General features: G+C 55.3%; 26 protein-coding genes and 2 pseudogenes. 8 read left to right on the top strand and 20 right to left on the bottom strand.

Annotated elements, in window-relative coordinates:
• Positions 1 to 255: 255 nt before the first annotated feature.
• From ACP99_RS20960 to ACP99_RS11840, 3 genes and pseudogenes are all read right to left on the bottom strand, one after another.
• Positions 256 to 618, bottom strand: coding sequence for a hypothetical protein (locus ACP99_RS20960; protein ID WP_231554288.1), 363 nt, complete (start codon positions 616 to 618; stop codon positions 256 to 258).
• A gap of 119 nt (positions 619 to 737) precedes the next feature.
• Positions 738 to 1306: pseudogene (locus ACP99_RS11845) on the bottom strand (hypothetical protein).
• A complete protein-coding gene (locus ACP99_RS11840; protein ID WP_049986805.1) occupies positions 1303 to 1671 on the bottom strand; it encodes a hypothetical protein in 369 nt (122 codons plus the stop codon). The pseudogene ACP99_RS11845 and the gene ACP99_RS11840 overlap by 4 nt, the downstream one beginning before the upstream one ends.
• 1331 nt (positions 1672 to 3002) lie before the next feature.
• On the opposite strand from ACP99_RS11840, the gene ACP99_RS20050 reads away from it, so the two are divergent.
• Positions 3003 to 3227, top strand: a complete 225-nt coding sequence (locus ACP99_RS20050) for a hypothetical protein (RefSeq protein ID WP_156105705.1) — start codon at positions 3003 to 3005, stop codon at positions 3225 to 3227.
• Positions 3228 to 3852: 625 nt separating this feature from the next.
• On the opposite strand, the gene ACP99_RS20045 is transcribed toward ACP99_RS20050, so the two are convergent.
• The gene (locus tag ACP99_RS20045; RefSeq protein ID WP_156105703.1) at positions 3853 to 4314 is read right to left on the bottom strand and encodes a hypothetical protein; all 462 of its coding nucleotides are present in this window, start codon (positions 4312 to 4314) and stop codon (positions 3853 to 3855) included.
• A 134-nt stretch (positions 4315 to 4448) separates the two neighbouring features.
• Here ACP99_RS20045 and ACP99_RS11835 point away from each other — a divergent pair, with 134 nt between their 5' ends.
• The 3 genes from ACP99_RS11835 (at position 4449) to ACP99_RS11825 (ending at position 6920) form a co-directional block, all read left to right on the top strand.
• Positions 4449 to 5126, top strand: coding sequence for a hypothetical protein (locus ACP99_RS11835; protein WP_081927451.1), 678 nt, complete (start codon positions 4449 to 4451; stop codon positions 5124 to 5126).
• Positions 5127 to 5133: 7 nt separating this feature from the next.
• Positions 5134 to 5787: a helix-turn-helix domain-containing protein gene (locus ACP99_RS11830; protein ID WP_049986804.1), complete on the top strand. Its 654-nt coding sequence runs from the start codon at positions 5134 to 5136 to the stop codon at positions 5785 to 5787.
• A gap of 203 nt (positions 5788 to 5990) precedes the next feature.
• Positions 5991 to 6920: a PfkB family carbohydrate kinase gene (locus ACP99_RS11825; protein ID WP_049986803.1), complete on the top strand. Its 930-nt coding sequence runs from the start codon at positions 5991 to 5993 to the stop codon at positions 6918 to 6920.
• Here ACP99_RS11825 and ACP99_RS11820 read toward each other — a convergent pair.
• The 14 genes from ACP99_RS11820 to ACP99_RS19295 all read right to left on the bottom strand — a co-directional run bounded on the left by ACP99_RS11820 (position 6914) and on the right by ACP99_RS19295 (position 18382).
• Positions 6914 to 7711: a BtpA/SgcQ family protein gene (locus ACP99_RS11820; RefSeq protein WP_049986802.1), complete on the bottom strand. Its 798-nt coding sequence runs from the start codon at positions 7709 to 7711 to the stop codon at positions 6914 to 6916. The genes ACP99_RS11825 and ACP99_RS11820 overlap by 7 nt on opposite strands.
• A 360-nt stretch (positions 7712 to 8071) precedes the next feature.
• Positions 8072 to 8227 carry a DUF7563 family protein gene (locus tag ACP99_RS21625; protein WP_449271592.1) on the bottom strand — a complete coding sequence of 52 codons (156 nt, stop codon included), beginning with the start codon at positions 8225 to 8227 and terminating at the stop codon, positions 8072 to 8074.
• Positions 8228 to 8412: 185 nt separating this feature from the next.
• Complete coding sequence (locus ACP99_RS11815) at positions 8413 to 9648, bottom strand: outer membrane protein assembly factor BamB family protein (RefSeq protein ID WP_081927450.1); 1236 nt, start codon at positions 9646 to 9648, stop codon at positions 8413 to 8415.
• 1132 nt (positions 9649 to 10780) lie between these two features.
• Positions 10781 to 11293: a hypothetical protein gene (locus ACP99_RS11805; protein WP_049986799.1), complete on the bottom strand. Its 513-nt coding sequence runs from the start codon at positions 11291 to 11293 to the stop codon at positions 10781 to 10783.
• Positions 11294 to 11596 carry a hypothetical protein gene (locus tag ACP99_RS11800; protein WP_049986798.1) on the bottom strand — a complete coding sequence of 101 codons (303 nt, stop codon included), beginning with the start codon at positions 11594 to 11596 and terminating at the stop codon, positions 11294 to 11296.
• Between the two features lie 200 nt (positions 11597 to 11796).
• Positions 11797 to 11985 carry a hypothetical protein gene (locus tag ACP99_RS20560; RefSeq protein ID WP_197052447.1) on the bottom strand — a complete coding sequence of 63 codons (189 nt, stop codon included), beginning with the start codon at positions 11983 to 11985 and terminating at the stop codon, positions 11797 to 11799.
• 206 nt (positions 11986 to 12191) lie between these two features.
• Entirely contained in the window at positions 12192 to 12422 is a 231-nt protein-coding gene (locus tag ACP99_RS11790) for a hypothetical protein (RefSeq protein ID WP_011572745.1), read from the bottom strand.
• Positions 12400 to 13011, bottom strand: coding sequence for a hypothetical protein (locus tag ACP99_RS11785; protein WP_049986796.1), 612 nt, complete (start codon positions 13009 to 13011; stop codon positions 12400 to 12402). Before ACP99_RS11785 ends, ACP99_RS11790 begins: the two co-directional genes overlap by 23 nt.
• Before the next feature lie 69 nt (positions 13012 to 13080).
• Positions 13081 to 13659, bottom strand: a complete 579-nt coding sequence (locus ACP99_RS11780; protein WP_049986795.1) for a DUF7437 domain-containing protein — start codon at positions 13657 to 13659, stop codon at positions 13081 to 13083.
• A 49-nt stretch (positions 13660 to 13708) separates the two neighbouring features.
• Positions 13709 to 14044 (bottom strand): DUF7558 family protein, encoded by a 336-nt coding sequence (locus ACP99_RS11775; protein WP_049986794.1) that lies wholly within the window; start codon positions 14042 to 14044, stop codon positions 13709 to 13711.
• Positions 14044 to 14334: a hypothetical protein gene (locus ACP99_RS20955; protein WP_081927454.1), complete on the bottom strand. Its 291-nt coding sequence runs from the start codon at positions 14332 to 14334 to the stop codon at positions 14044 to 14046. Before ACP99_RS20955 ends, ACP99_RS11775 begins: the two co-directional genes overlap by 1 nt.
• A gap of 87 nt (positions 14335 to 14421) precedes the next feature.
• Positions 14422 to 16215 carry a PAS domain-containing protein gene (locus ACP99_RS11765; protein WP_081927449.1) on the bottom strand — a complete coding sequence of 598 codons (1794 nt, stop codon included), beginning with the start codon at positions 16213 to 16215 and terminating at the stop codon, positions 14422 to 14424.
• Positions 16216 to 17563: 1348 nt separating this feature from the next.
• Positions 17564 to 17857, bottom strand: a complete 294-nt coding sequence (locus tag ACP99_RS11760; RefSeq protein ID WP_049986792.1) for a PadR family transcriptional regulator — start codon at positions 17855 to 17857, stop codon at positions 17564 to 17566.
• A 117-nt stretch (positions 17858 to 17974) separates the two neighbouring features.
• Complete coding sequence (locus ACP99_RS19295) at positions 17975 to 18382, bottom strand: DUF7344 domain-containing protein (RefSeq protein ID WP_081927448.1); 408 nt, start codon at positions 18380 to 18382, stop codon at positions 17975 to 17977.
• Positions 18383 to 18833: 451 nt separating this feature from the next.
• Here ACP99_RS19295 and ACP99_RS21540 point away from each other — a divergent pair.
• From ACP99_RS21540 to ACP99_RS11735, 4 genes and pseudogenes are all read left to right on the top strand, one after another.
• Positions 18834 to 20983: pseudogene (locus ACP99_RS21540) on the top strand (PAS domain S-box protein).
• 170 nt (positions 20984 to 21153) lie between these two features.
• The gene (locus ACP99_RS11750) at positions 21154 to 21840 is read left to right on the top strand and encodes a nucleotidyltransferase domain-containing protein (protein ID WP_081927447.1); all 687 of its coding nucleotides are present in this window, start codon (positions 21154 to 21156) and stop codon (positions 21838 to 21840) included.
• 112 nt (positions 21841 to 21952) lie between these two features.
• The gene (locus ACP99_RS19285; protein ID WP_197052446.1) at positions 21953 to 22240 is read left to right on the top strand and encodes a hypothetical protein; all 288 of its coding nucleotides are present in this window, start codon (positions 21953 to 21955) and stop codon (positions 22238 to 22240) included.
• Between the two features lie 701 nt (positions 22241 to 22941).
• The gene (locus ACP99_RS11735; protein ID WP_049986789.1) at positions 22942 to 23649 is read left to right on the top strand and encodes a hypothetical protein; all 708 of its coding nucleotides are present in this window, start codon (positions 22942 to 22944) and stop codon (positions 23647 to 23649) included.
• A gap of 12 nt (positions 23650 to 23661) precedes the next feature.
• Here ACP99_RS11735 and ACP99_RS20550 read toward each other — a convergent pair whose 3' ends face one another.
• Both ACP99_RS20550 and ACP99_RS11730 read right to left on the bottom strand, forming a co-directional pair.
• Positions 23662 to 24276: a winged helix-turn-helix domain-containing protein gene (locus ACP99_RS20550; RefSeq protein WP_197052445.1), complete on the bottom strand. Its 615-nt coding sequence runs from the start codon at positions 24274 to 24276 to the stop codon at positions 23662 to 23664.
• A 276-nt stretch (positions 24277 to 24552) separates the two neighbouring features.
• Positions 24553 to 25392, bottom strand: a complete 840-nt coding sequence (locus ACP99_RS11730; RefSeq protein WP_156105699.1) for a hypothetical protein — start codon at positions 25390 to 25392, stop codon at positions 24553 to 24555.
• Positions 25393 to 25717: the final 325 nt, after the last annotated feature.

The raw sequence follows: 25717 nt of genomic DNA, 5'->3' as shown, positions 1-25717 counted from the left end.
CGGCGCTGAGACGGTCTTTCATTCCGCTACTCGGTCGCGCACGAACGATGTAGTCAACACCCAGCTGCTCTAATTCCGCAACGACGTGGACGGTAGAATCCACGGTCGAGGTAGACGTGTCGAATTGAGACGTACTCACGCGCAGTTTCGCGTCCATCGGCAGCACAGCAAGCGTGAACCGAGTTCGAGGTGCAACGATACACAGCGTTGCGAAGCGAAATGCTCTGTTCGTTCCTAAATCAGGATACGTCGTTATCACGTGGTCAGTGTCAGCTGACCAGTAGAAGCGCCATCGTGGAGATCGATGGCAACATCGACGAAATCGGGAAGTCGCCGCTGTGATCGGAGGACTTCGAATAATCGATCCCGGACGCCATCGAACTGATTATCGATAGCGTCCGTCGAAAGATTTCGCAGGTGGTACAACAGTGATTTAGCGAGAGGGTTCCGAACTGTGGCTGTTAGGTCCACTTGCTCGTCACGGTCAAGTTGGAGCGTTTTGCCACCCGTGTTTGCGAACTCGTGATCGAGGGCGATACGAGAAAGGATTTCCTCGAAATCCTTTCTCGTGTACTCACCGCACGATTTGACGCCAAAAGCCAGCTCCGGGAACAGCAACGTCGAAGCAGCACGATAGACTTGTTTCACCCCTGCTGTCTGTCATTTTTCGACCAACGCAGCCCAGCGTGAAGAACCTCAGTTAGGTTCGGAAACTACTGTTTAGCGCGGGGAAGATGTCAATCTTCGAGACGGTGGAGCAATTGCGAGACGTAGGGACTGTTCTCCCAGTTCCGATGGGGGCTGATCGTCGTGATCAGCGTCCGAGCCTCCCCGTGACTCAGATGGCCGTTGTGGGCGTAATCACAGATGAGCCGCGGCGTCGGGACGATCCGGGGCCCTGAAGGACGGCGTGAATCAGCGGGAAGTTCGTGCCGTCGAATTCGTCTGTGAGAAACCCATCGACATCAAGTGCGTTTGCGAGGACGATGCCGTCGGTTTCGCCGTCGTCGAGGCCGAACGTTGGCCGCGAGTCTGAGGTATCCTCGCGTTCGGATGGGTTCGCGACTGTGTGGTGGCCACGGGCCGCAAGGACGTTACTCGCGGCTCCCCCGTGGATATCTTGATACTGCGTGAGGTCACGGATCTCTGTAACGACTTCGGACGGCACGAACACGTCACACGACGTGAGCAGGTACTGCAATGGGTTCAGGGTGTCAATGTCGACAGCCGCGTCGGCTCGGGGAACTACGAGACTGACGAGCGCAGTGGTGTCGTCGACGACCGTTCGCAGTCGCCGACCGCTCATCGCTCATTGTCGGCTGCGGGCTCGACCGCCGTCGCGTCGCCATCGTAGACGTCGACGTCGTCGGGAGCAGCGAGATCGAGTGGTTCATCCTCGAGATCCGCTTTGAGAAGCCGGAGACGCTGGGCAGTTTCGGTGCCGACCAACTGCTTGACGGTCTCGAACTCGAGTTGGTCGTCGTAGTACTTCGTCGCGACGAGTTTCTGAAACGTCTCGCTATCGGCGGTCTCTTCGATGTACTCGCTAATCGCCTCGACAAGCAGATCCGTCCGATCCTTATCGAAGAACTCTGTGATCGCATCCAGCCGGTCGACGAGGTACTCCGGTGACCGGAAGTGGACCCGTCGCAGATCGTCGCTTGCGCTCATTGTATGTGCAAGTCTTGCATAGAGGGGTAACCGTTCCGACGCTCGCACAGAGCTTGCACATCACGATCCGTGGGACAGAAATCACTCACACCGGTCTCAGTCGTCGCCCTGTTCGTTCAGTTCGTCGAGCAGCTGGGCAGCGGACGTTCCGGGCCGAACACCGCCGAGGTTGTGGGTGGCGGTCCGGGAGGGCGTGTCGTCGATGAGGATACGTAAATGAGAGAGTTACGTCAGCTATCCAAGGATGTCGTGAGTTGCTGTTGCGTTTGGAATCCGGTATGGAAGCGATTGATAATCTCGGATTGGTGATCCGGACAGGCGAGAATGCTCACAGCTCCGGTGCCGACCGGAATAACGGGTTGCCGTTGAGTATGGGGGGCCACCTGGCAACTCGGGCAGCTAATACCGCCGGCAGGGCGATGCTCAACGAGCTCGGCAGCCGCATCTGTCGTGTATCCACAAATGGTGGTAAACTGTGCGAGATGCTCCGGACAGCCGACAACAGGGATCGTGAATTGATCCAGCAGTAAAAACGAGAAATGCTGGTGCTCAGGGGATTGCAGTGCCGCCGTGCAAGCTGTGCAAGGAACTGGCGGCGTGTCCACGGGCTCCTCACTTTGCGGAGGGAACGATTCTCGAGAATCCATCGTGGGCCTTCTGCATCCGGCTTCGTTCTCAACGGGGGTAAGTCGTGTGGACTCCAAATGCGGAGTCGGAGGTGGTGCGGCACAACTTATGGATTGGCTCAAGGGTCCACAATCCAAATTGGTAGGCTCGATCGTATTGCTTGCGTCCGGTATCGGGGGTGGTGCAACGTTTCCTTCGGTCCCACAATTCGTTTCAAATCTTTTCACAGTTGAGACCTATATAAATGTCTTACCGGATTAAGCTAAATTTCGATGCTATTCTGGGCCCGTAATTAAATTGTATGGCACACAGAAGTCGCACTCGCGAGACGAACAAAGACATGAAACCAAAATTCTATCTCCCTGTGGGCATCTCGCCATCTTCCAAGGAGAGTCGAATCGATCGTATCTGGACGGCCCTCTTCAATCACCGCGTCTGAGAAATCAGCATGGGTAAGTGGTAATACGGGGTGTCATTGAAGACCTGTCACGGTGTTTCTTTCAGGATCTCACAGCCGAATCATCCATAAGAATCTGCTTGCGAACTGAGCAAGTCTATGATCTAGGAAAGTAGATCTAGGATTCAGTTGTCTGGTCTAGGACTCGGAGAGACGGCTTACGTTTTACTCTAGGAGAACAAATGTTAGAGACGCTCTAGGATGCGGTAACGGGATTTTTGTGCACTCGACGTGTTGGAAGTTGTGTATGTCAAACGACGAGATCCCGGTTGACTTCGGCGACGTTGTTATTGGAGAGGGTGGAGGTAAATACGAATGTCCAATCTGTCACGACTTCCGCTCCGATTCGGTACGAAGCGTCAAAGGACATATTTCAGGTACCCGTGACGATCAGCATCCAGATCTCGGGAAGAAATACGAAGACGAGATCAAGAGAACAAGCTCTGAAAACAATTGTCAGAATAATGAGTGAATACACGGAGCCCTATAATCGCCGGAGTCGTCGAGGTATCCTTCGGGCTAGCGCGTTTGGAATCGCAAGTCTTGCAGAGTTGGGTGGGGATCCGTTCAATAATTCTGAAAACGGGCGGTGTACCGATAGCGGGAGTGAAGAAGCACATCCGATGCAAACAGGAGAGAATACCGTACTTCTATCCTGTCCGTTAATGTCTTCAGACCTAATTCACGAGAATAAGCAGAACTGACTGTTAAGACCAATTTGAAACTTACTTCTACTGACAACCGAGTCACCCTCGTAATAATGAGAAATTAAACCTTTCAATATGCATCAATAGATATGATTAGTTCAGGAACTTGTTCGATTTGTGGAATGGAAATGTTTGGCGGAGTAATGATCAAGACACCAGAAGATAACGAAATTCGTGTTTGCCAGATGTGCCATGACCACCGATCAAATTACTAAACCTTACCAGACCAGTCTGGATTAGAGGAGTCATCTTCGAGATTCGACCTGACCAAATTATGGGATGGTATTAACTAAACGTAAGGACAGTCAGATGCTTTGACCGAATTAGGATAATCCGCTTCAAAGAACCTGACTGAAGCAGCCTTCGGAACAAGCCAGTCTATTTATGTAATTACTCTGCTCGGAAGATAGCATCCCACGAATCTGTTGGGAGATATTTCCGTTGGCCTTGTTTGTTGTAGTAGTACTCACCCTTCTGTTCTATGTAAAAATATGGCTTCTCTTCGTTTCCTGGGAGGTGTGGTCTGTCATTATCTCTAACTACGATAAAACAGTCATCAGATGGGCTGAATGTGTCTGTTGGGTCCGTTAGATCAAGTGCTACTGTGATCACATTAGGATGTGTCCGCGTCAGGAAAGGTTCGTCGTCATATTCGTGCCATATTCGGGGATGATTTCGTTCTGGTGCCTCTGACGTTCTCACTTTCCCTCCAATCTCACCATTATTAATAAGAAACGTTGCTTTACTTGTGAGCGGATTCCTCTCAAATTCTATCCCACGGTCCTTAGCCTCTGCTTCCGCTAGGTCAAGCCAGTCACTTATCGGGCCATGCTGGAAAACTCCAAATCCCATTTTCTCATCCCTTGAACTGCAAACATTATATAGTTCATCTGTACTGAGCGATTCGTGAGTTCCCTGTATTGAGTAGCTGAGTACAGTCCCTCCTGTAATTATTTACAACCAGGAACACCATCCAATTGTGACAGATGCACACGACAAAAGAGTTGGATGGGAGTTCGTTTGAATATCTGGTCGATGGAGATGTAGTCGCCAGAGACACAGTGATGCCATCCGTGACGTCGGATGACCGAGTGGGTGTCGTGATGGGGACCGGAGCTGAGGGACTCGGTGCTGGTAATTTTATTCTCTCGTGTGTCACTGCGTTCTACGATTATCTTAGAGAAACCCGTGACGAGGGTTTCTTCGAGTATCCGGACTACTACACCTTTCAGACTACCAACAAACCGGCGGACTACCGGATGCTCGATATCTATCCCGATCACAAAAACGTCACAGTCGAGCCTGATGCCGAGCAGCTCTTGCGAGCGATCAACGATCGGGCGATAACGACTCTCCTCGTCCCGGATGTGTCACCCACGTCTCCGGACGTAGAGGATATCACACGACAAAGTGCTTCTCGACGGCTAGACCACTGCTACGTTTATGCCTCGGATGGTCATCCAAGCAATGGTGTGTTCTCGATACGTCAGCCACACCAGCCCGCAAGGAAATGGTTCGAAGCGACTGTCGAGTCACTTGGCGGCGAGTCTGCGGTAAGCATCCCATCATTTGGTGCCGACGAGGACTGGATCGTCCAGCAGTTTCGGCAAATCTCGACTGACCAGGCGCTAGAACGGCTGCCAGTTCACAATTCACACGAGTAGCGGACTAATGAGCGATATTAAAGCCGTCATCCGCGTCGAACACCCAGATATTGTGCTCACGAATACTGTCAGTCACGATCGAAGTGCGAAAGTGATGCCTGTGTCAGAAGCCGGTACTGACCCCGACTCGGGTCGGTTTCTCTACCACGTTGAGTCATCGGACTTTCGCCGATTCGAGGATGGATTACGGAGTGACCACACGATAGCCGAGTTCAAACGAGTCATCGAAACCACTGCTGAGCGGGCAATCTACAGCTTTGCGTACACTGACCAAGCCAAGACGTTCTCGCCGGTGATCTCGAAATCTGACGGTGTCGCCCTTGAGATGGAAAACGAAGGGAACGCGTGGCTCATCTCGTTGTGGATGCCCGATCGAGACAAACTGGCCGATATTTGGGACTACGCGCAAGCCAACAGTATCGACATCGATCTCCGGCGGGTAAATGAATATGCGAGTCTCGGGAAGACAACTGCTGGATTGACTGAAACACAACGCGAGGCGTTACTTGTCGCCTTCGAGGCGGGGTACTTCAAGGAGCCCCGTGACGTCACACTCAGCGAGGTCGCGGACACACTCGACATTTCAAAACCAGCCGCCAGTGGTCTACTGCGACGTGGGATCCAGCGATTAATTATCTCCAGCCTCGTTGAAGATAGTTGAGCAACAAACGATCTCGCCAGTAACTCAGCATATCGGTGTGGTTCTATCGCCGTGCTCTCTTCGTACCCACGACCGCAAGCTGAGCTCTCTTGGCTACGCCTCAAACGGCATCGGTAGTCAACGACTTGGCCTTCGGAAAATACTGACCCCACGCTTTCTCGAGTCCTATATGTTCAAAGCGATCGCCTGTGTCAATCGATATAATGCCAGCTCCAGCTGTTGTTGCGGTGGGGAGCGCGGTGCTCGATCAGATCTACTCGCTTTCAAATTTGCCGGAACCCGACGGCGGGGCGTTTGTTCGCGGCCACACGACTGCTGTGGGTGGTGTCGCTGCCAATGTTGCCTCTGGGCTTGCTCGATTCGGGACTGAAACGGGAGTCATCACGCGATGTGGCACCGATTCGGCTTCCGAGATCAAAGCCGATCTCAGCGCCCGTGGGATCGACTGCACACGGATTCAAACTGGGCCTGAGGAGTCCTCATACACGTTAGTGTTGCGCGGGCCGGACGGCGAGCGAATGATTGTCGCCGGCGGAGACAGCGTCCCGCACTTGCGGCTCGCTGAAGCTGATCTCGAGTACCTGAGCGATGCCGAGATCATCTTTACTAGTGCCTACGCACCTGATGAGGTAGTCTCGAAGCTTGTGACTGCGCGTGAACGCGGGGCCATTTTGACCCTCGTCTTTGACCTCGCAGGCCCACTCCCGGAACTTGAAGGCCGCGGGACTGCTCCGTCGACCATCGATCGGATCCTTTCGGTCGGTGATCTCTTCGTGGTCGGTGCGGTCGCGGCGCGGTCCTATTTCGGCGGTGAGATCGAAGACGCCGTTGCTGCCCTCGCTGACCGATCGGTCTCGCGGGCGGCTGTCACGCAGGGGAGTGATGGTGCCACCCTCATTGAGGAGGATACAGTGACTCCGGTCCCAGCCTTTGACGTATCAATCGAAGATACGACCGGCGCTGGTGATGCCTTCTCCGCGGGCCTCATTCAGCGGTGGCTCCACGAAGAGGAGCCGGCACGTGAAGCAGGACGGTTTGCCGCTGCGGCGGCGGCCCTCAACTGTACGACGGCACACGCTCGGGCGCAGCTCCCGAGTGATTCAGATGTCCGGGAGTTCCTCGCCAATCACTGAGGCACGGCCTCGACAAGCCGCATAACTGCCGCTTCATCGACGGGATTGGTCGTCTCGCCCTGTTGTTTAAGCGCCGTCCCGACGATCGCGCCATCAGCGATCGAGAGTAGCTCGGGTGCCGTCTCGGGGGTCACACCGCTACCGATCAGCACCGGTGCATCGAGTCCAAGTTCGTCCCGGGCCTGGACTACTTGGTCGAGCACGGTGGTATCGACGGCTTCGCCCGTGCCGGCCCCGCTGACGACGACACCGTCGGCCCCGCCGCGTTCGACAAGCTCACTGACCACTTCCCCGTGGGCTCGTTCGGTAAGCGGTGCCGAATGTTTCACATCGATGTCCGCGAGGATGGCCACATCAGCATCGAGTTGGTCACGGAGACGGAGCGTTTCGTGTGCCAGGCCCTCGATGAGGCCCTGATCGGTCAGCCGAGCCCCAGTATGGACGTTCACGCGGACGAACTCTCCACCTGTTGCAGCGGCGATCCCTAGTGCACTTTGAACGTCGTTTCGGAGGATATTCACACCAAACGGAACTGCCACCTCCTCACGAAGCGTGGCCGCCAGTGCTGTGACGTCCGAAACGACGTGGTGGGGAACTCGATCCGGATAGAAGGGCGCATCACCGAAGTTTTCGAGCATAATCCCATCGACACCCCCCGATTCGAGTGCTGTTGCGTCACGGCGTACTCGCTCGCGAAGGGCGCGTCGGTCGCCATCGAACCCCGGTGCGCCCGGAAGTGGTGGTAAATGAGCCATCCCAATAATCGGTGTCTCCATACTGCAAATATCCATACCTTTGTGTGGCTCACCCAGCGACTTAATCGTACAGATCTCCACGCTCCGTCTCGTTTTAGGACTAATCTCTCCGGGACGTGTCCGGTCCCGAATCCAACCCCCTGTAGTCTCCCTTGCGGCGCTCGAACTTTACCGGGTCATCTCCTCGATGAGGCCATCCTGATAGTACACGGCATCGTCGTGGCCGGCAATCGATTGGCGGACGAGGTCGCTCTTCTCGATCTGACGACGTCCATAGATAAGTGCTCCAGATTTAGAAATTAGATTATGATAGTTCGGACTATAATATGTCGACCCCTAATACGGTGGGCCAATTGGAGAGCCGGTCCTTACTCGTTCTCGAGCGATAAAGTGTACTCACTGGCGCTTGCTTCGGGCTTCTCGGACCCCATTTCCATCTCGAACGAGGTCTTCACAATTCGGGCACACACGCACCGTATCGGTGTCACGGGGTGCAAATACATCGACATAGCGTTGGGTGACAAATCCCTCGCAGTTACTACAGAGTGGCATAGATGGCGTTCGATATGTCTCCGATATAGGCTTTCTGTGTCACAGCACCAGTCGCACTGGCACCTCCGTACAATTTGAACCGAAAACGTAGTGGCCCCTCCAAGAACTACGGGGCTGGTGACTTTGTTGCCTACGCAATCGCTTAGTGTCGTCGCAGACGTGGGTGCTCGGGCTGCACCACTTGATCACTCGGTTCCCAAGGCATACACGTCGCCTGTTTGTGAGGCGACAACAACAACGCCGTTCGTGACAGTGGGTGCGGCTTGGATTCCCTGCAGGAGGACGTCAGTGTATGTTCGTTCGCGCGTTTCGAACGCCCACATCTCCATTCCGTCATCCAGTGACAGCGCTCGCACCGTTCTGCCGTCGCCAAGATACACAGTCTCCCCGGTGATGATCGGTTCAGTTGCGCCGGTCAGTGTGGTCTTTGTCCATCGGTTGGTTCCTGCACTGTCGACGCCCACAAGCGCCTCCTCGGTCGGAACGACGACAGTCCCGTCTGCGACGGCCACTGAGCAGCGGACTGCGCCAGGAAGAGTAACCGCCCACTCCTCGGCACCATCCTCGATGTCGAGCGCATAGAGGGTGCCAGCACGCGTTCCGATCAGCACTCGTCCGTCAGTGATTGTGGGTGCGGCGCTCGTGTCACCGTCGGTTTCGACGCGCCAGCGTCGTTCACCCGAGACGGCGTCGTAGGCGACGACAGCATCACTGCCCGAACCGTAGATGACCATTTCTCCGGCCACGGCCGGCGTCGAGGCGTACTCCTCGAGTTCGTGCCGCCACCGTTCGGTCCCGTCGTGATCGAACGCCGCGACGGTTGTCGTCTCGTATCCTCCACCGACAAACACACCGTCTCCGGTCGCGGCCGGTGAGGTAGTTATGTCCGCGTCGGTCACGCCACGCCACTCGAGCTCCCCGCTGCTCGCATCTACGGCTGCCAGTCCACGATTGACGTTCTCACCGCCGTTCCAGACGGTTATGTAGGCGGTCCCATCGTAGATGGCTGGCGTCGAGGCCCCACTGTGGCCGACGTTGGTCCGCCAGCGCTCCTTCCCCGTCGACAGCGCCAGCCGAATGAGCGCCCCCGCAAAGGAGATATAGACACTGTCGTCGACGACGACTGGCTGAGAGTGTTCATACCGAGATGGTGTCCGCCGCCAATACGTCGTGACAGCCTCGTTGGGTCCTGTCGTCTCGAGTTGGCCTGTGTGGTCGGCTGCGCCCTGAAACTGTGGCGTCGTCGCTCCAGTGGTCCTAGCTGTCGGCACCTCCCGGTTCAGAAATCCCGACGGTGTCCCCGTCGCTGGGTGGGTGGATCGTGTGTCCGTCCCTGTCGAAGGGGTGGCATTCTCCGAGCAGCCGGCGAGGCCAACAATACCACCCCCACCGAGGAATTTGAGAAGAGACCGCCTATGCATACCTGAGCAGCGCAGTGCGATGGCTAAGTGCCTTTGGGCACCGAAAAGGCGTCAGAGAGCAGTCCTAAACTCAAGCAAGAATCGCCCAGTCCAGTAGCCAACCCGACCAATTCGAGCCTCATTACCAAATCTGTTACATCAATCAAACGGCGCACGGACTCATTGATAGCGCTCGATCTATGGCCAGTTCTCCGGACGACGAGGGGTCTCACTGTTATCGCACCCGTGTCATTAACTGTCGTACTTTATATTAGAGTAGGGTTCTCGGAGGTCACCAGGAGGCTTGATCTCCACTGCAGATAGGGCTATTCAAGAACTGGACGACACCTCACCCGCCAGTTCGTACGGGGAGGCTGAACATTTTCCCCAACAGTCTACTATGAGCGGATCAAAGGCCCCGATAATGGGGAATTCGGAGACGCCACTGCGACCGGGTGAACGAGAAGCCCTCGAACAACTCGAGACATACATCGCTTCGAATGCGGATACCAAATCTGTAACGCGTGACACAGCGATCTCGTATCTTGCAGAACAGGGCATCGAGCGTGCCGACGCTCGCGATCGGATCGAGCGGCTCCTCCTGAAGGGCTATCTGTACGAAGTTGATGAGGACCTTCGGATCCCACCTCGATCCGATTAAGTTGGATGTGGACCGGCACCCCCACGACTGACGTCGCTACTCGCTTGCGGCATTCATCTCTCGGTCGACGCGGGCATCCACGCCCGTTGGAGAGGCAGCAAGACGAACCTCCCTCGATAGTGAGCTGGACGGCGAGTTCACCGTCACCGGAAGCAAGCACCGTCTCGAGAGTGATTCCGCGACGCTTGGCGTCACTTTTGGCTGCCTGATACCGCTCGTACTGCCGGCGGGCCTCATCGTCGATCGCCGGCGAGGCATCGGTACTGGACGCCATTGGTCTGTTGCGCAGACTCTGTGCGTCTTTAGTCAGTGCGACGAGCACAGGCCCGAAAGTAGTGCAGTGACTGCGGTCTCTGTGTCGACGGCGGCTTCGTCAGCTGCGTAGCGGTGCAGGAGGCCCGAGACCCTGAACCGCACGAGCTGGGTTGGCGTAGAGGTCTCTCGATCTACCACCGACGACGTGACTGAGAACAGGAGCCGACAGTATCGCCGTCAGGGACCTTCAAGCAACGATCGAGCCCGTTGCACGTAGCTGTTCGCGGCCCAGCTACGGGCGTCACTAATTGCATCGAGGAACAGCCGTGCATCGGCAACTGATAACTGATCAGTTCGAACGAGCACTGATAGCAGCGTCGGTGTCGTGACGAGCCGGGTATTAGCGAGCGATGCGTGAATCAAGCCGAGTTGGTTGAATTCGTCACAGAGTAAAAGCGTAGCATCGATGTCGTTCGCGAGAGTCACCGCGGCGTTTTCGCCATCATCAAGCGGAAATTCGGCATCGAGGTCGACTGATCGTGTCTCCAGTATCTGCGACTGATCGAGCACGGCGGTTGCCCCACGACCGTGAATATCATCGTATGAAGCAATCTCTGTGAGTTCCTCCATAACTGCAGTGGGGACGACCACCTCGTATTGGGTCAGACAGAGCGAGAGTGGATCGGGTTCGTTGTCGGCCACAATCCCGAGACTCACGAGGGCGGAGGCGTCTGCGACAAGCCGTGACATCTATGCGTCGGCGACCTCGTCGATGAAGTCCTCATTCAACTGCTGTTTCAACACCCGAAGATTCGCCGCTTCTTCGGCACCGACGAGCGCTTTGAGTTGTTCGGCAGTGATCTCGTCATCATAATAGGCGGCGGCAATCTCTTGGATGAGTGCGTCGTCGTGAGCGGCGTCTTGGAGGTACTCCCGAAGCGCGGTCACGAGGACGTCTGTTCGGTCTTCCCCGAGGACCGCGGCCAGTGCGTCGGCCCGGTCGATGAGCCGATCTGGAGCCCGAAACTGCACGCGTTTCTTATCGGTGCTCATTATGTGTACAATGTGAGCCAACGCACTTAGTCGTTTTTGTGTGTACGATGTGAGCCTCATTCGGCCGAGTGTCACTCGTCCACAAGATGTTCGTCGAGGACAAGCGTCAGCACGTCGTGATGGTCGGTTGACCACGAGGCGTCGTCGCTGGGTAGCAATGCAGTTGTGGATAGCTAAGGAGGCGCTGAGAACCTGTTGACTCACTCGTCTTCGAGTGCTGCATAGATCTTCGTGTGGCGGCGTCCGTCGAGCTTTCCCATCTTGAGGGCGACCTCGCGACGCTCGGCGTCGCTCTCGGCTGCCTGATACCGCTCGTAGAGCTGGCGGACCTCGTCGTCGACCGTCTTTGCGTCACCCTCGGAGACATCACCGGTAGCGGGGGCGACAATATCAAGTGACTCGTCCTTGACATCCGCTTTGAGCAGACGCAGTCGCTGGGCAGTTTCAGCGCCAACCAGCTGCTTAACTGACTCGTACTTGAGTTGGTCGTCGTAGTATTTCGTAGCAACGAATTCCTGGAAGGTCTCGCTGTCGACAGTGATTTCGTCATCGTAGTAAGCGGCCACGATCTCCTGCGAAAGCGCATCCTCGTCGGTCATCGGTCGCGCAGCCGATCGCGAGCGGCCGCGAACCGAACGGGATCCGTGTCGCCAGCCGCAGCCATCTCGTTCGCCGACTGGAGCTGCGAGTCGATGAGCCGATTCTGTTGGCGTGACCACTCACTATCGTCGTGCGTCCGAACGTACTCGGCCCATCGCTTGATCATCTCACGCCGTTGCTCCGTGTTCCGGCGATGGTCGTCCTCAAACTCCTGTGAGTTCAGCATAGTAGTCCTCCACTCCAAGCTCGTTGACGTACGTTTCGAGCTGCTCCGTGTTAAATCGTTCCTCGAAGGTCAAGTACAGGTGGAGTGCATCTTCGAAATCCTTCCCGCTGAGGCTGTCTGCAGCTTGTGCGAGTCGGAGTTTGTACGCAATTTGGAGTTCGAGCGGGCTGATCTCGATCTGCCCCTCATCGAATGTCACCGTGAGGGGATTGGAGAGGGCCTCACGCTCAACATCGTTTGAAACAAACCACGTCTCAAAGTTCGGGTACATCTCCCCGTCCTCGGCGATCCGGATCCGGCTACCCTCGCTCAACATCGAATACATCTCATCGAGCGGCATTGCCATCCCCCAGTACCCCTGATTTTTAAGTTCGGTAACCAACTGCTCAGTCTCCGTTTCAGACAGCGACTCCAGAATGACGTCGATGTCCTCTGTCGACCGAGATCGCCCAGTGAGGATCGCGACGTACCCACTGACGATGACGTACTCCACTTCGCAGGCGTCGAGAATTCGTGTAAACTCGAGTACGTCTTTATCGAGTTCCGATAGCTCCCGGGACACCGTGAGTGTGCCGTCACTGAGTTCCATCAGTTCTCTCCATGGAACGCCGATAAACTAAGCGCTGCGTCGTTTGTGTCGGGACGTCCGTTTCGAAGCTCATACGTTGGCTCCGTCTTCGGTATCATAACGTACATCCTCACCGATTCCGTAGTGCTCGTGGACGACGGGCCGGAGCGCCTGGAGGATCATCTCCGCAGCCAGCGGCGAGATGTCCAGATCCTCCGCCATCAGCCGATGGGTCACCTCGCCGCGCTCCCGAGCGACGGCGTAGGTGAGCGCGGTCGCGAGGCCGGCGACGCCGTGGCGGTCGATGTAGGTGTCGATGTCGGCGTCCGTCTCGCGGCGGCCGACGGCGTCGATCAGCGCCGGCGTGATCGTGTACTCGCGGTCACCGGCGGCCGTCGTCACGGTCAGGTCGATCTCCCGGGCGGCGTACCGGCGCGGCTGCTCGTCGTCGGTGATGTCGACGACGCCGGCGTCGACGAGCCGGTTGACGTAGCTGTAGGCGGTTCCCTGTGCGAGTTCGAGGTCGTCCATTACGTCCTGGACGGTCGCCTCCCCTTCCCGAGCGAGGTACGCGTACAGCTGGGCCAGCTGTGGCTCCTCGAGGAGGTCCGCGACCGAGAGGAAGTCCTGGACGATGTCGCCGTCGGCGCGGTTTGAGGTGTGTGACACGATTCGGTCTTGATTACACTTTACAGCGAATCAGTAAAGGGTGTTTGGGTCACTCCGCCGGCGTCGCGACGAGATGCTCCTCGAGATCGCGTGTCCAGTACGTCGCGAGACCACCCGGACTGCAGCGAGCGCACAGCTGCAACGGGCCTTCGAGGTTCCCCAGTTCGACCCGGAACCGGGTGAGCGCCGCGAGCGTGTCGACGACCAGCCCACAGCCGTCACAGGCGACGTGATCGCGCTCGTCGGGATCCGGCTCCATCTGAATCGCGCAGTCGACACAGATCGGGTGGGTGACCCGTTCGTCCTGCCCCCAGGTGTGGGCCTCGCCAGTCTCGGTACCGGGCGGGATGTCGCAGAACGCACAGCCGACGAGCGTCTGCTGCATCACTCGGCCTCCGCGTCGGCGTCGCGGCCGGCCGTCCAGCCACGATGGAAGACGGCCAGTTGTGTCGTCGAGTCGAACGCCGTACCGCTCGGCTCGTGAACCAGAACTTGGTCTTCAGGAACCGGAGTGACGACGTCCGCGTCGACGAGGTCGTTGACCAGGCGCTGGGCCGTCGCGTCGTCGATGTCTGCCGTGTCGCCGCCGGCGGCGTCGCGGTCTTGGGCGAGCAGTTCTTTCTCGAACTGTTCGTAGTCGCGACTCGTGTCGTCGTGAGGATCGGGACCAGGTATGGTGAGTCACGCAGCGCACGCTGTTGCGCGCTGTACGCCTCCCGGCGCTGATACCCATCCAAGAAACGAGCTGTATAGCCGCTGCTCTCAGGCAATGATCTCGAAGCGGACACCTCCCAGCGAGTTACTCTCGGCAATTTCGATACGCCAGTCGTGGGCCAAGACGATCTGCCGGATGCTCGCCATTCCCATTCCGGTGCCGTCACTGTGGTCTTTCGTCGTGAATCCCTGTTCGAACACTTGCTCTCGATTTTCCTCAGGAATTCCGGGCCCGTTGTCTTCGATGTAAACACCGCCCTCGAATTCACCGACCCGAACGCGAACTGGCGCTTCGCCGTGTTCCAGTGAGTTGCCAAGTAGGTTATCGAACATCCGGCGGACCGCGTCTTGATTCCCATGGACGAATGGCTCTCCGTCGACATCGAGCGACCCAGCCCCTCCATGTCTATCGAGCGATTCCCAGACCGTTTCAGCGAGTTCGCCGATATCGATCTTTTCGTGCTCACCCACAATTGTCCCGGCTTCTAACGCGTTAGCGACGTCATCGATCAGTTGGGCCATACGATCTAGGGATGGCAGTGCTTCTTCGACGTGTTCGACGTCTCCTGTCTCGATTGCGAGTTTTAACCGTCCACGAACCGTTTGGAGGGGATTCTGCATATCGTGTGAGAGCACGCCTGCCAACGACCCGAACTCCTCCAATAGTTCGCGTCGTGCCGTGACATCTTCTTGGAACCCGACGAAGTGCTCGACTTTTCCATTGTCGTCAGTGAGGGGAGCTACTGTCACGCGATTCCAGAATAGCTCGCCATCCTGGTGGTAGTTCCGGAGCTCAACACTAACTGGTTCTTCATCGTCGACCGCCGCTGCCAGCTCCGCAATTGGCTCTTCCTGTGTTCGGTCTCCTTGGAGGAGCCGACAGTTACGCTCGAGTACTTCTTCTCTGGAGTACCCAGTGAGCGAAGAGAACCCGTCATTTGCATAAATAATTGGGTTGTCGGCCTGTGTTGGGTCAGTTATCGTAATTCCAATCGGCGTCTCGTCCATCGCACGCTCTTTCAGCGAGAGTTCATGCTGGATGGCATCGACATCTTCGGTCTCAGATATCGTACAGACGAGTGTATCTTCTTTCGTGTACGCTAGCCGGTGATCGACAGTGACCGTCTCCCCGTCCTTCCGGACGTAATCTGTCTCACCGACCCATTCGTCGTCTCTCGCTCCGGGAAGTATCTCGTCGTATACGCGAGCTTCTTCCCCCTCTTGATATAAGATATCCCAATGTTGCCCAAGTAATTCCGTTCGCTCGTAGCCGACGGTCTCCGCATACGCCTCGTTGACGTATATGAAGTTGCCATCGATATCGAGGAGACTGATCCCGTCGTGGGCCGTTTCGATGGCACGGAATCCCCGTGTCACCTGCCGCTCTGCCCGTCGCCGAGCGACAGCCTGTTCAATACGGTTCGCGAGAACTTCGTACTGTTCAGTTCCTCCTTCTTTCTGGAGATACTCGGTGACGCCAGCCGAGATCGCTTCGCTTGCGATCTCCTCGCTGCCCTTGCCAGTAAATAGAATGAACGGGAGTTCGGGTAAGTCCGCTCTGACTGCCTGGAGGACGTCCAAGCCATTCATCTCTGGCATATCGAAATCGCAAACAATACAGTCTGGTCCTCCCTCCTTGGCAAGTTCAACACCATCAGTTGGATTGGTTTCCGTCTGAATCTCGAAGTACTCTCGCTCGCGATCTAAGAATGTCGAGACCAGATCTGCAAAGCTGGAGTCGTCTTCGATATGGAGCACTGTGACGCCTCCTTTGATATCTGAAAGGAGGGCATGCTCATCAAGAGTATCCTCAAGTTCTGGATGGGGAGAGGAAGAGGTCATACCCCTTTTCTTAAATATCATTGATAATAAAACTCAGGCATATGATGTGCTGGTGAGTGGGACCACCCATCAGAAACCCGTGTAATTTGCCGGGGAACGCCCCACTGCTCAATAGCCGATAGGGAATCGACTGAGAATATCTGCGATTTTCCGTCGAACGGTTGTTGCAGGTGGTCCTTGTTGTGGGTCGAATACGAATTGGAGTCCTGACGAAGTTCGGACAACAAGTCCACGGTAGCCTTCAGAACCGTAGTCGATTGTGAGTATCGCCGCCTCAAATGGTGAGGACGATAGTTGCGTTTCAGCACTACTCCGTATCGCGATCGTGAATGATTGCTCCGTGAGGCCCAACTGCTCTACGGTCTTGGCCGTCACATTTGCATCCGCTCCCCACGTTGAGGGGAGGCCGTGGCTGTGCCACGTAACTTCCAGGCTTCGCGTCTCTACGTCATACGAATGGGTACATCCGGATTGGCCACACCGTTCACACGTAATCTGACCGTCTCCACGACACTTTGAACACGGCTGTTCTCCAGATCCAGTACACGATCGACACTCTTCGATCGCGTACACGTAACCAGTTCCCTCACAATCGTCACAATAATTGAGACCATTATCACAGACTGGACACGGCTTTCGACTTTCGAACTGGCCTCCACCATCACATTTGTAGCACTCTTCAATACCCTCTCCATCGCACCATTGGCAAACGGTTTCCCCGCAACCGGCACAACTAGAGCACTCAGAGATGGAATGGCTTCCTTCTTTTGGGCTTTCGACTCTCGTCTCCGTGTACGGCACTCCTGTCGTTTGGAGGTGTTTGAGTACTGTTGCTTCGGTGTCTGTCTCAGTCTGGACGTCACTCTCAAGCCATTGGCTAGTATTCTCGGTAGTACAGACCTGACACTTCTGTGGTGTCGTTGTCTTGTTCTGTACTCCGTCTCGGTGTATCCATATATCCGCCTCAAAAAACACTTGGAACGTCTGGAACCCACGAATCGCTCCGTTTCGCGCGAATGCTTCCTTTGAGACGAGTTCGTCGGTTTCGAGAGATCGATAGAGTGCTTTTTCTGCCTCTTTGCGAGATATCTCCGACATTTGATTCACCTAGTACTACTGAATACTGCAATCAGACAAAGGACAACTCCGAGGCCAACAACTATGAGTCCCACGGGGTCTTGTAAGATCGCAGTCTGAGGTGCACCTTCACGGACTGCTTGTGCAGGGTCTCCCAGTACCATCTTCGCCCCGATGTAGATACTAGTGGCACCGAGAAGTACCGCAATGATTGGAGATTCCCAAATTGACACACTACACTCACTTACGTGCCAAATAATAAATACTCACTCTACGAGGTCGCCGACTCTGTCGCCTCTAGATATTTGTCCTCCCAGTCTCGTCGTGCCTGAATTTCACGTTGTCCACGCTCTGTCACCGAATAGATATTCGTTCGCTTGTCAAGCTCTCCTTTCTCAAGAAGACCTTTTTCAGCGAGATCGTCGAGGTTCGGGTACAGTCGTCCGTGGTTGACTTCTTGTTTGTAGTAGTCCTCGAGGTTCGCTTTGATCTTGAGGCCGTATGGCTCCTCTAGGCCGACTATCACATACAATATATCTCGTTGAAACCCGGTCAAGTCGTACATTTTCCTTTTCAGTTTTGAATATCACCCCTAAATTCTCTCCGGTATCTAGAGAGCCTCTCTGTGGATATTCGACGGTATCTGTGCCTCAGCTAGTTTAAGATTCTTGACGACCCCCAGTCACCGTTCGGTCTCTGAGTTGGAAGGCGGCTGACTCAGAGAGTAGCCGCCAGCCATCAGCGTTCGAATGGCTCGGCTGAATCCAGGTCCTGGTACCAGCCGCTCGGTACAGTCTGTATCCCACTCGATTAATCCTGCATCACAGAGTGGTTCCAGATGTGACCGCTTCAGATTGGTGCGAACGTTTGTCACCTGTTGGGTTGACACACCCCGCTGTTCAGTATCCGCTTCGAGTGTAGCGATGATTTCTGCGAGCTGCCGCAGATGAACGTGCCCCCACGGTGCCATCGCAATTGCGAGAAGCACACCCCGTTTCCGGTGGTGGCTCAACAGATAGAAGATATCCGACTCCTCACAGAGTGACAGTTCAGATGCTTCTCCGGAGCCGTCATAGATGTCCTCGCTCATCTCTGTGTTCTCCTTGCTCTTGCCAGACGGAGAGTGACCGTCTGTACTGGTTCACGACCGATCGGTCGCCAGGAGGTCCCCGTCCATTCGTCCTCGAAGCGCCACCACTCGGGGGCTATGTGACGCGGCTCGAATCGATATCGACGCCGAGCGCCTGTCGGGGTGAGGAATTGAATCTCGAATCCTGAGACGTACTTTGGATGGCTCTTCTGCGGTGGGTGTCTGTGCGATCGATACAACGACATCGGGTCTACGCGTCTGGTAGATGGTTCTCCTTGTCCGTTCATAACTGCGGACCTTCTGGTGTTGAAAGCCCGCACTCCCATCGGGGGATACAAATCAGTCCGGACACCCCCACTGGAACTTCAGGCGTATGATGCTCATTAAATATGAATCACATTGAATACCTACAGGTACAAACGGTACCCAGACAGCCACCTTCCGCCCACAAATGACCTCAACACCCCCACCGAATCCCCGGGCCGCAGTGTTACCTGACACAAAACAGATCAATATTCTTCATATCGAGGATGACCCAAGCTTTGCTGATCTGGTTACCACGTTTCTCGAACGGCAAAATGAGCAATTTACCGTGTCGACGGAGACAGACCCAACAGACGCACTCGAAACGATCAAAGAGGGGAATATCGCGTTCGATTGTATCGTCAGTGACTATGATATGCCTGGTCTCAACGGGCTTGATGTCCTCAAGCGTATCCGAGAATATCACTCTGAACTCCCATTTATTCTATTTACTGGGAAGGGGTCCGAGGAAATCGCGAGTGAGGCGATTACTGCAGGAGTGACTGAATATCTTCAGAAAGGGGGAAGCACAGAACAGTACCAAGTGCTCGCGAACCGCATACAGAATGCAGTCGAGCACTATTGGGCAGAACGATATCTCGATCGGGGACTAGAAGCCATCGAGACCGCACAAGACGGGATTAGTATCTTGAGTGAAGATGGCCATATTGAGTATCTCAACACCGCTTGTGCTGACCTACTAGGCTACGAACGGAACGAACTCATCGGTCTTCACTGGGAGACGTTCTACCGAGATGAAGACGTAGATCACGTCTACGATGAGCTGTTGCCTGCCGCACGAGACGAGCGCTGGCATGGGGAGACCTCATTCGTTCGGAAAGATGGCAGTCTCCTCGACGTCACACACTCACTTTCGTATACGGACGATGGTTCACTCATCTGCATCTTATCAAATCCTGGGCCCGAGTCAGTTGCTTCGGACTTGTCGATACGTGAACGTGCGATGCACGAAGCGCCAGTTGGAATCTGTATTACTGACCCTCGTCTCGAAGATAATCCGATCATCTACGTGAACGATAAATTCACGTCGCTTACTGGGTACGATGAAAAGGAAGCTCTCGGACGCAATTGCCGATTCCTCCAAGGTGAACAGACACAAGATGAACAGGTTTCGAAACTCCGGGAAGCGATCGATAATGGCGAAGCAACGACTGTAGAGCTTCGGAATTACCGGGCAGATGGGTCAGAGTTCTGGAACCGTGTTCGAATTGCACCGTTGTTCGATGATGAGGGGACATCGAGTATTTCGTCGGCTTTCAAGATGATGTGACGGAGGCAAAAGCTCGCGAGGAGCAATTAGAGTCTCAGTCATCTCGGCTTGAAGCACTCTTTGAACATTCTCCGGATATGATTGCGGTACATAATGCGGATGGCATTATTTGTGATGTCAACCAGCGACTGTGTGAGGAACTCAACTATACTGAAGACGAGATAATTGGAAAGACTGTCTGGGAATTAGATCCTACGGCGAAATCAGATCGCGCACGGAAATTCTGGGGCGGACTGCCAATTAACGACCCGCAACGGTTCGAAGGAGAACTCCAGCGGAAGGATGGAAGCACGTTCCCGATTGAGATCCATCTCATTCGGCTCAATCTCGAGGGCAAAGACCGGTACGTCGCGATGGATCGTGATGTTACTGAGCAAACACAACAAAAAGAAGAACTAGTTGAGCAAAACGAACGGTTAGATCGTTTTACGAGTGTTGTGAGCCATGACCTACGGAATCCATTGAATGTCGCAGAAGGCCATCTCGAACTACTTGCAGAAGAATCTGACAGCGAGCATATCCAGAAGATCAGAGATGCCCACGATCGGATGGATGACTTGATCGAGGATTTGCTGACTCTCGCACAGACTGGCGATAGCGCAATGGAACTCGAAACGGTTTCTCTTGAACAAACGGCACGAAAGTCGTGGGCGGCAGTCGCAACGGAGGATGCAACACTCAACGTGACGGGAGACCGGACTGTTGAAGCCGACGTCGATCAACTCCATCAACTGCTCGAGAACCTTTTTCGGAATGCGATCGAGCACGGGAGTCACGAAGTTACGGTGACTGTGGGGACAACGACCGAGGGATTCTACGTTGAAGACGACGGTCAGGGCATTCCTGAGTCGGAGCGAGCTAAGATATTCGAAGAAGGATTCACAACGACAGACGATGGGACTGGATTTGGGTTGAGCATCGTCTCGAACGTCGCCGACGCGCATAGTTGGGAAATCACGGTTACAGATGGAGCGGATGGTGGTGCCCGCTTTGAGATTAGTTATTGACATTCTCTCCACGCTGAAGCGCGAGGCTTTTTCGTCGAATTTTTAGAAATGTCTGCCAGCAGTTTTCGCTAATTAGGGGGCCACAATCAAGATTTTACTCTTGTGTGCGGTGTCTCTTAAGTTCCTAGCTACATATAAACTATTTATGGATCTGTACTGTGTAACGGAGTATGACCCATAAGACAGAAAATAATGGTGTCTCAATTTCACTCTCCATACCCGCGAACGACTCGGATCTCTTTCGGCATAAAGCAACAAACGATGTACTCGCCTTTCTCGTGACCCACCGGCTTCGGCGCTTTACGCTCACCGAACTCGCCACCCACACTGGGAACTCACCACAGTCTGTTCGGCGAGCAGTAGACGTCCTCGGCACAAATGCACTAGTCATCGAATCTCCGAACGCGAACTCCCGTTTGGTCCACATCAACCGGGACCGACTTTCGATTCCAGACGATCCGATCCTTCAGATACCGCAAGCGAAGTTCCAACTCCCAGTGAACGCAGCTATCGAAGAACTCCGCGATCGTGTAGACAATCTCGTCGGTATCATCCTGTACGGAAGTGTCGCTCGAGGTGAAGCAGACCGCCGAAGCGATATTGATCTCTGGGTGCTCACCCGGTCTGGGCGTGCTGTGAACCAACGCGAGGCGAACACTGTTGCCCGTGAGCTCGAAGAGCGGGTGTTTGACGGGGACAGATATGCCTACGATATTGACGTTGAGTCGGTCAATTCGATCCCTGACTACACAGCAGCTATCAGAGAAATCGTTGTTTCGGGTATCTCACTCTACACCACCGACGATTTTGAGACGGTTGAAACGTACCTGCTGGAGATTAGTGGCGACAACGCGTAGTTGGTACAGGGCGTACCGAGCGTCTGTCTCAACGGTCATAGTGTTCGTTGTTGTGTCCATAGGATTGGCACCGACCAATTTTTGCGTCGATATTCCTGATACTGGAATAGTAATGCCCGATTTTGAGTGTCCAAGCCTCCCGGAAACCTGGGAGTGGTGGAGTGGGAATCGAAGCGCGACCTACTATACGCGCTGGTTTGGTACCGAACACGCAGAAAACGGCTATGAAGGTGTCATCCATTCAGACGATTTCCAGACCTACTCGGTCCAAATATACCCTATTCTCGCCGTTCGAGAGGACGGCGAGCTCGATGTCTCTGAATTCCCTAAAGCGAACAAGACGTACAATACTGAAGCGGCTGCTGTGGCTGCGGTACCGGAACTCATTCGAGAGCTTTAATGACCGGCTGACCGTCAAGATGAGTTCCGTTTTGTCCTTGATTTCCTCGAAGAACATACTGATCCTCTATGGGAACAGTAGTGGCTGAGCAGATTCTCAGAGCACTTCTGGGACTCTGTTTTCAATAGTTATCTGTCGAAACTGCCGTACAGAGCAGACTTTGCACGAAGTGCAAACAATACCAACGCAACCGAAGGGGTCACTATGAGCCCGCGAAACTTTCGCGAAGCCGTGTTCGACGAACACGGACTGGAATGTCTCGTCTGTGGACGGTCACCGGAGAATGGGTATGACCGCAGTCAAGAGCTCTCAGTTCACCACCTGAATGGCGACCAGATGGATAACCGGCCGGAAAATGGGATTCCTGTCTGTCAGAGTTGCCACATCCATATTCACCGCACAGACGAACCACCATACCGACAATGGCACCGTCAACTGTACGTCGAGCACCGAAGCGTCTGGAACCAGCACACAGATCTTCCATACAACGGTCCCCATCTCACCCGAGATCTCGCTGAGCGGCTGTACGGAAATGAAGAGGGCACCCCAGAGGGAGTAAAATATCTCGATGATGATGACGACGACGACGAAGATGGTACTACAGGGGCGACAGAAATTCCCTAATCCAATACTGGTTGGTCAACCTGGACGTTCACTATCGACCCGAATCTATAGTATGAGTAGCCTCGAAAAAATGGCTAATGACAGACCTTTCGGATTTTGGGGGTGGTATTGACCGATCCGAACTTGGTAAAACAGACCAGTTTCACGCTAGTCTTTCCGACTGGATTCGGTCCGATACCGTGAGTGTGTACTCTCGTAAGCAAAAATCGTATACTGATGGCACATTTAAAAACGATCGCGGCTTCAAGCCTAATCTCCTCATCGAGGGTCCTTCATACACATACGTGCTTAAAACACAGATAGCTGATGACGGGAGTGATGTATATGAAGAAATCTATACTGTGTTCAAATATTGGCGGGCTCTCACTCAAGGCAAAGAGAGCTATTCGGTCGATGGACAACCGATTACTGTTGACGCCGTTTTGCTTGCCACCGATTTTTCGAGGGCGGGGAAACTATTCCACGATCGACAGAACAAGGATCCGCTCCGTACCGGCCGCTCCGAAGAAGCGACGAAAACAGCTGACTCCAATCAGATTCCAAAACTCGAGCACGCTGCTAGTGAAACCGCGCTCAGAGTCCTCTGGAAGTTTGTAAAGTATCACACCTCTGAGAGCGACATCGGAATTGGAGCGCTTCTCTCATCGGTACTCGATGATGACCCAGAACAAATGGAAGATGCGGCTCTCGAAGAATACTCACCAGCTGCGTTGTACTATACTCCTAGCGAAGAGCATGTACATAGTTGGAACTACCTGCCGTTTTTTCTCCAGAACAACACCTGAAGAGTCGGCTCGCTACTCAGCCGACTCAGTATAAACGTACCTCGTCGTATTGTCGTCCTGCTTTGCGGTCACTCCGGGGATACGTGTCAATAGCTCACCGTCGGAGAGATAAAATTGCCAAAACTGAGGAAACCCTCGTGTCGGCAGATCCACGCCCTGCTGATCAAGATACCTCTCGAGACTCGCTCGAGTTTCGTACTCCGACTCCCGAATACGATCTGTTAATAGCTGAAGAATGTGTGTGATTTCCCGCTTCTCGCCTTCTTGGACAAGAGATATCTGATCTACTAGGGGCCCTATGTCAAACTCATCGGAAGGTGATGGCTGAGTTTGGGCCTCTTCGGAACCTGGAGTGGGTCCAGCGGCTGACTGTGGTGGTCCTTCTATCAGTTCCTTATCAGAGAACTGCTCAGTCGCTGAATCCGTATTGATCGATTCACCTTCGGTCGCACTGTGACCATAGAGGCCACGATGGACTCGGACGATACATCCACTTTCCAGAAGATGGGACAACCGTTGGCTGATGTAGGGTTGTTGCTTTTCGAGTTCCGCCGCCAAGTAACTCGGCGACACACGCCCCTCCCTAAGTTTGGTCAGTATTTGTCGATCTGTCGCGTTCAGTTTCATCGCTACGAAAACCAAAGGTGGCTTATAACTTATTAGTTATTAGTCGTATGGTTCTGGTCCAGACGAAACAGTGGGGACCCTTTCCAACACTCTCCGCCCTGAACAATCCGCCTACGGCAACCGGGGGGAGTGTCCCTCGCTCTGCCCACCCACCACCCCATTCCCCCCTGAAGCCCCAGCGCCCCAGACACTTCGACGCCGCCAGAAGTGTCTCCCACAGCGTGGCCCCCGCCAGGCCACGCTTTCCTTCTCGGACCGTCCCGAACACGGTCCGGGTCACGTCGACGTTGAACCGTCGACGCTCTTCTCGGTGCGGTCTCCCCTGCGGTGCTGTTTGCGGTGCGGTCCCTCTCGGACGTCGCTCGCGACGTCCCCCGATACAACTCCCTCCTCGTCCTTCTGCTGTCGCCGTCGCCGTTGCGGTCGTCGCTGATGCTGTCCCGGTCCCTGTTCCGGTCGTCGCTGAAGCTGCCGGCGTCCTCCTCGAGGATGCTGTCCTCGATCGCGGACGTCGTCTCCCAACCGCACCTTCGAAGAGCTCGGTCGAATCGCGGCCCGCGTCTCCGCAACCAAACCTCGCCCACCTGCTGTCGCCGTCGCGGTCGTCGTTGCTGTCGGTGTCGCAGAAGCCGCCGCTGCCGTCCCCCCTCGCAGATGCTGTCGCTGCCGGCCCCCGTCCTGTCCTGTCGCCCTCGCCGTTGCCGTCGCGGTCGCCGTCGCTCCCGCACACTCGAGACACCCCGCCTGCAAGATGAAACGCGACCCCGCCCCTCCCTCCTCGCGTCTCGTCCCGAACTCCCCTTCTCGCGTCCCGTCCCGAACTCCCCTCCGTCGCGACCAGCCCGAACCCTCCTCCTGCGTCTCGCCCCCGACCGCCGCTCCACCCTCCCCTCCCGCGACACACGCCCCACCTTCCTCGAGCGCACTCAGACTGAACCCTCCCCGGAGCGCATCCAGACCGAACCCTCCACCGAGCGCGACCACGCCCCTCTCCCTTCTCGCTGTCGCCGCCGCCAACCGCCCCGCCCCGCGTCCGCTGTGGTCGTCGTTGTCCCGGTCGTCGCTGAAGCTGTCGCTGCCGTCCCCTCGCCGATCGCCTCCCGTCTCCTCCAGCATCGACCACCGAATCCTCGTCCTCCTCGCCAGCCCCCCACCGTCCGTTCTCGAGGCTCCCCCAGACCATCCACTCAGACGCTCGGCCAGGGTCCCCACCCATCTATCAGCAGACTGGTAGTCCCACCCATCGACAACCCCCACCCAATCCCCGTTCCTCCTCGGCTCCGCCTGCACCCCTCGCTACGCGACTACCCCTGAGTAGGTAACTCCCTTGGACCCTATTTGTGTGAATAAAAGCCCGTCCAGGAGCTTGCGTGGGCATCGATTGGGAACGTGCTCACGGCGATCCAGATCTGCGAGGCCCACGACCGCGGGGTCCTCGTCC

Source organism: Halobellus rufus, from assembly GCF_000739575.1.
Taxonomy (GTDB): Archaea; Halobacteriota; Halobacteria; order Halobacteriales; family Haloferacaceae; genus Haloquadratum; species Haloquadratum rufum.
Note: the sequence above shows the minus strand (reverse complement) of the source record. Positions and strands in the feature narration are given on the sequence as shown.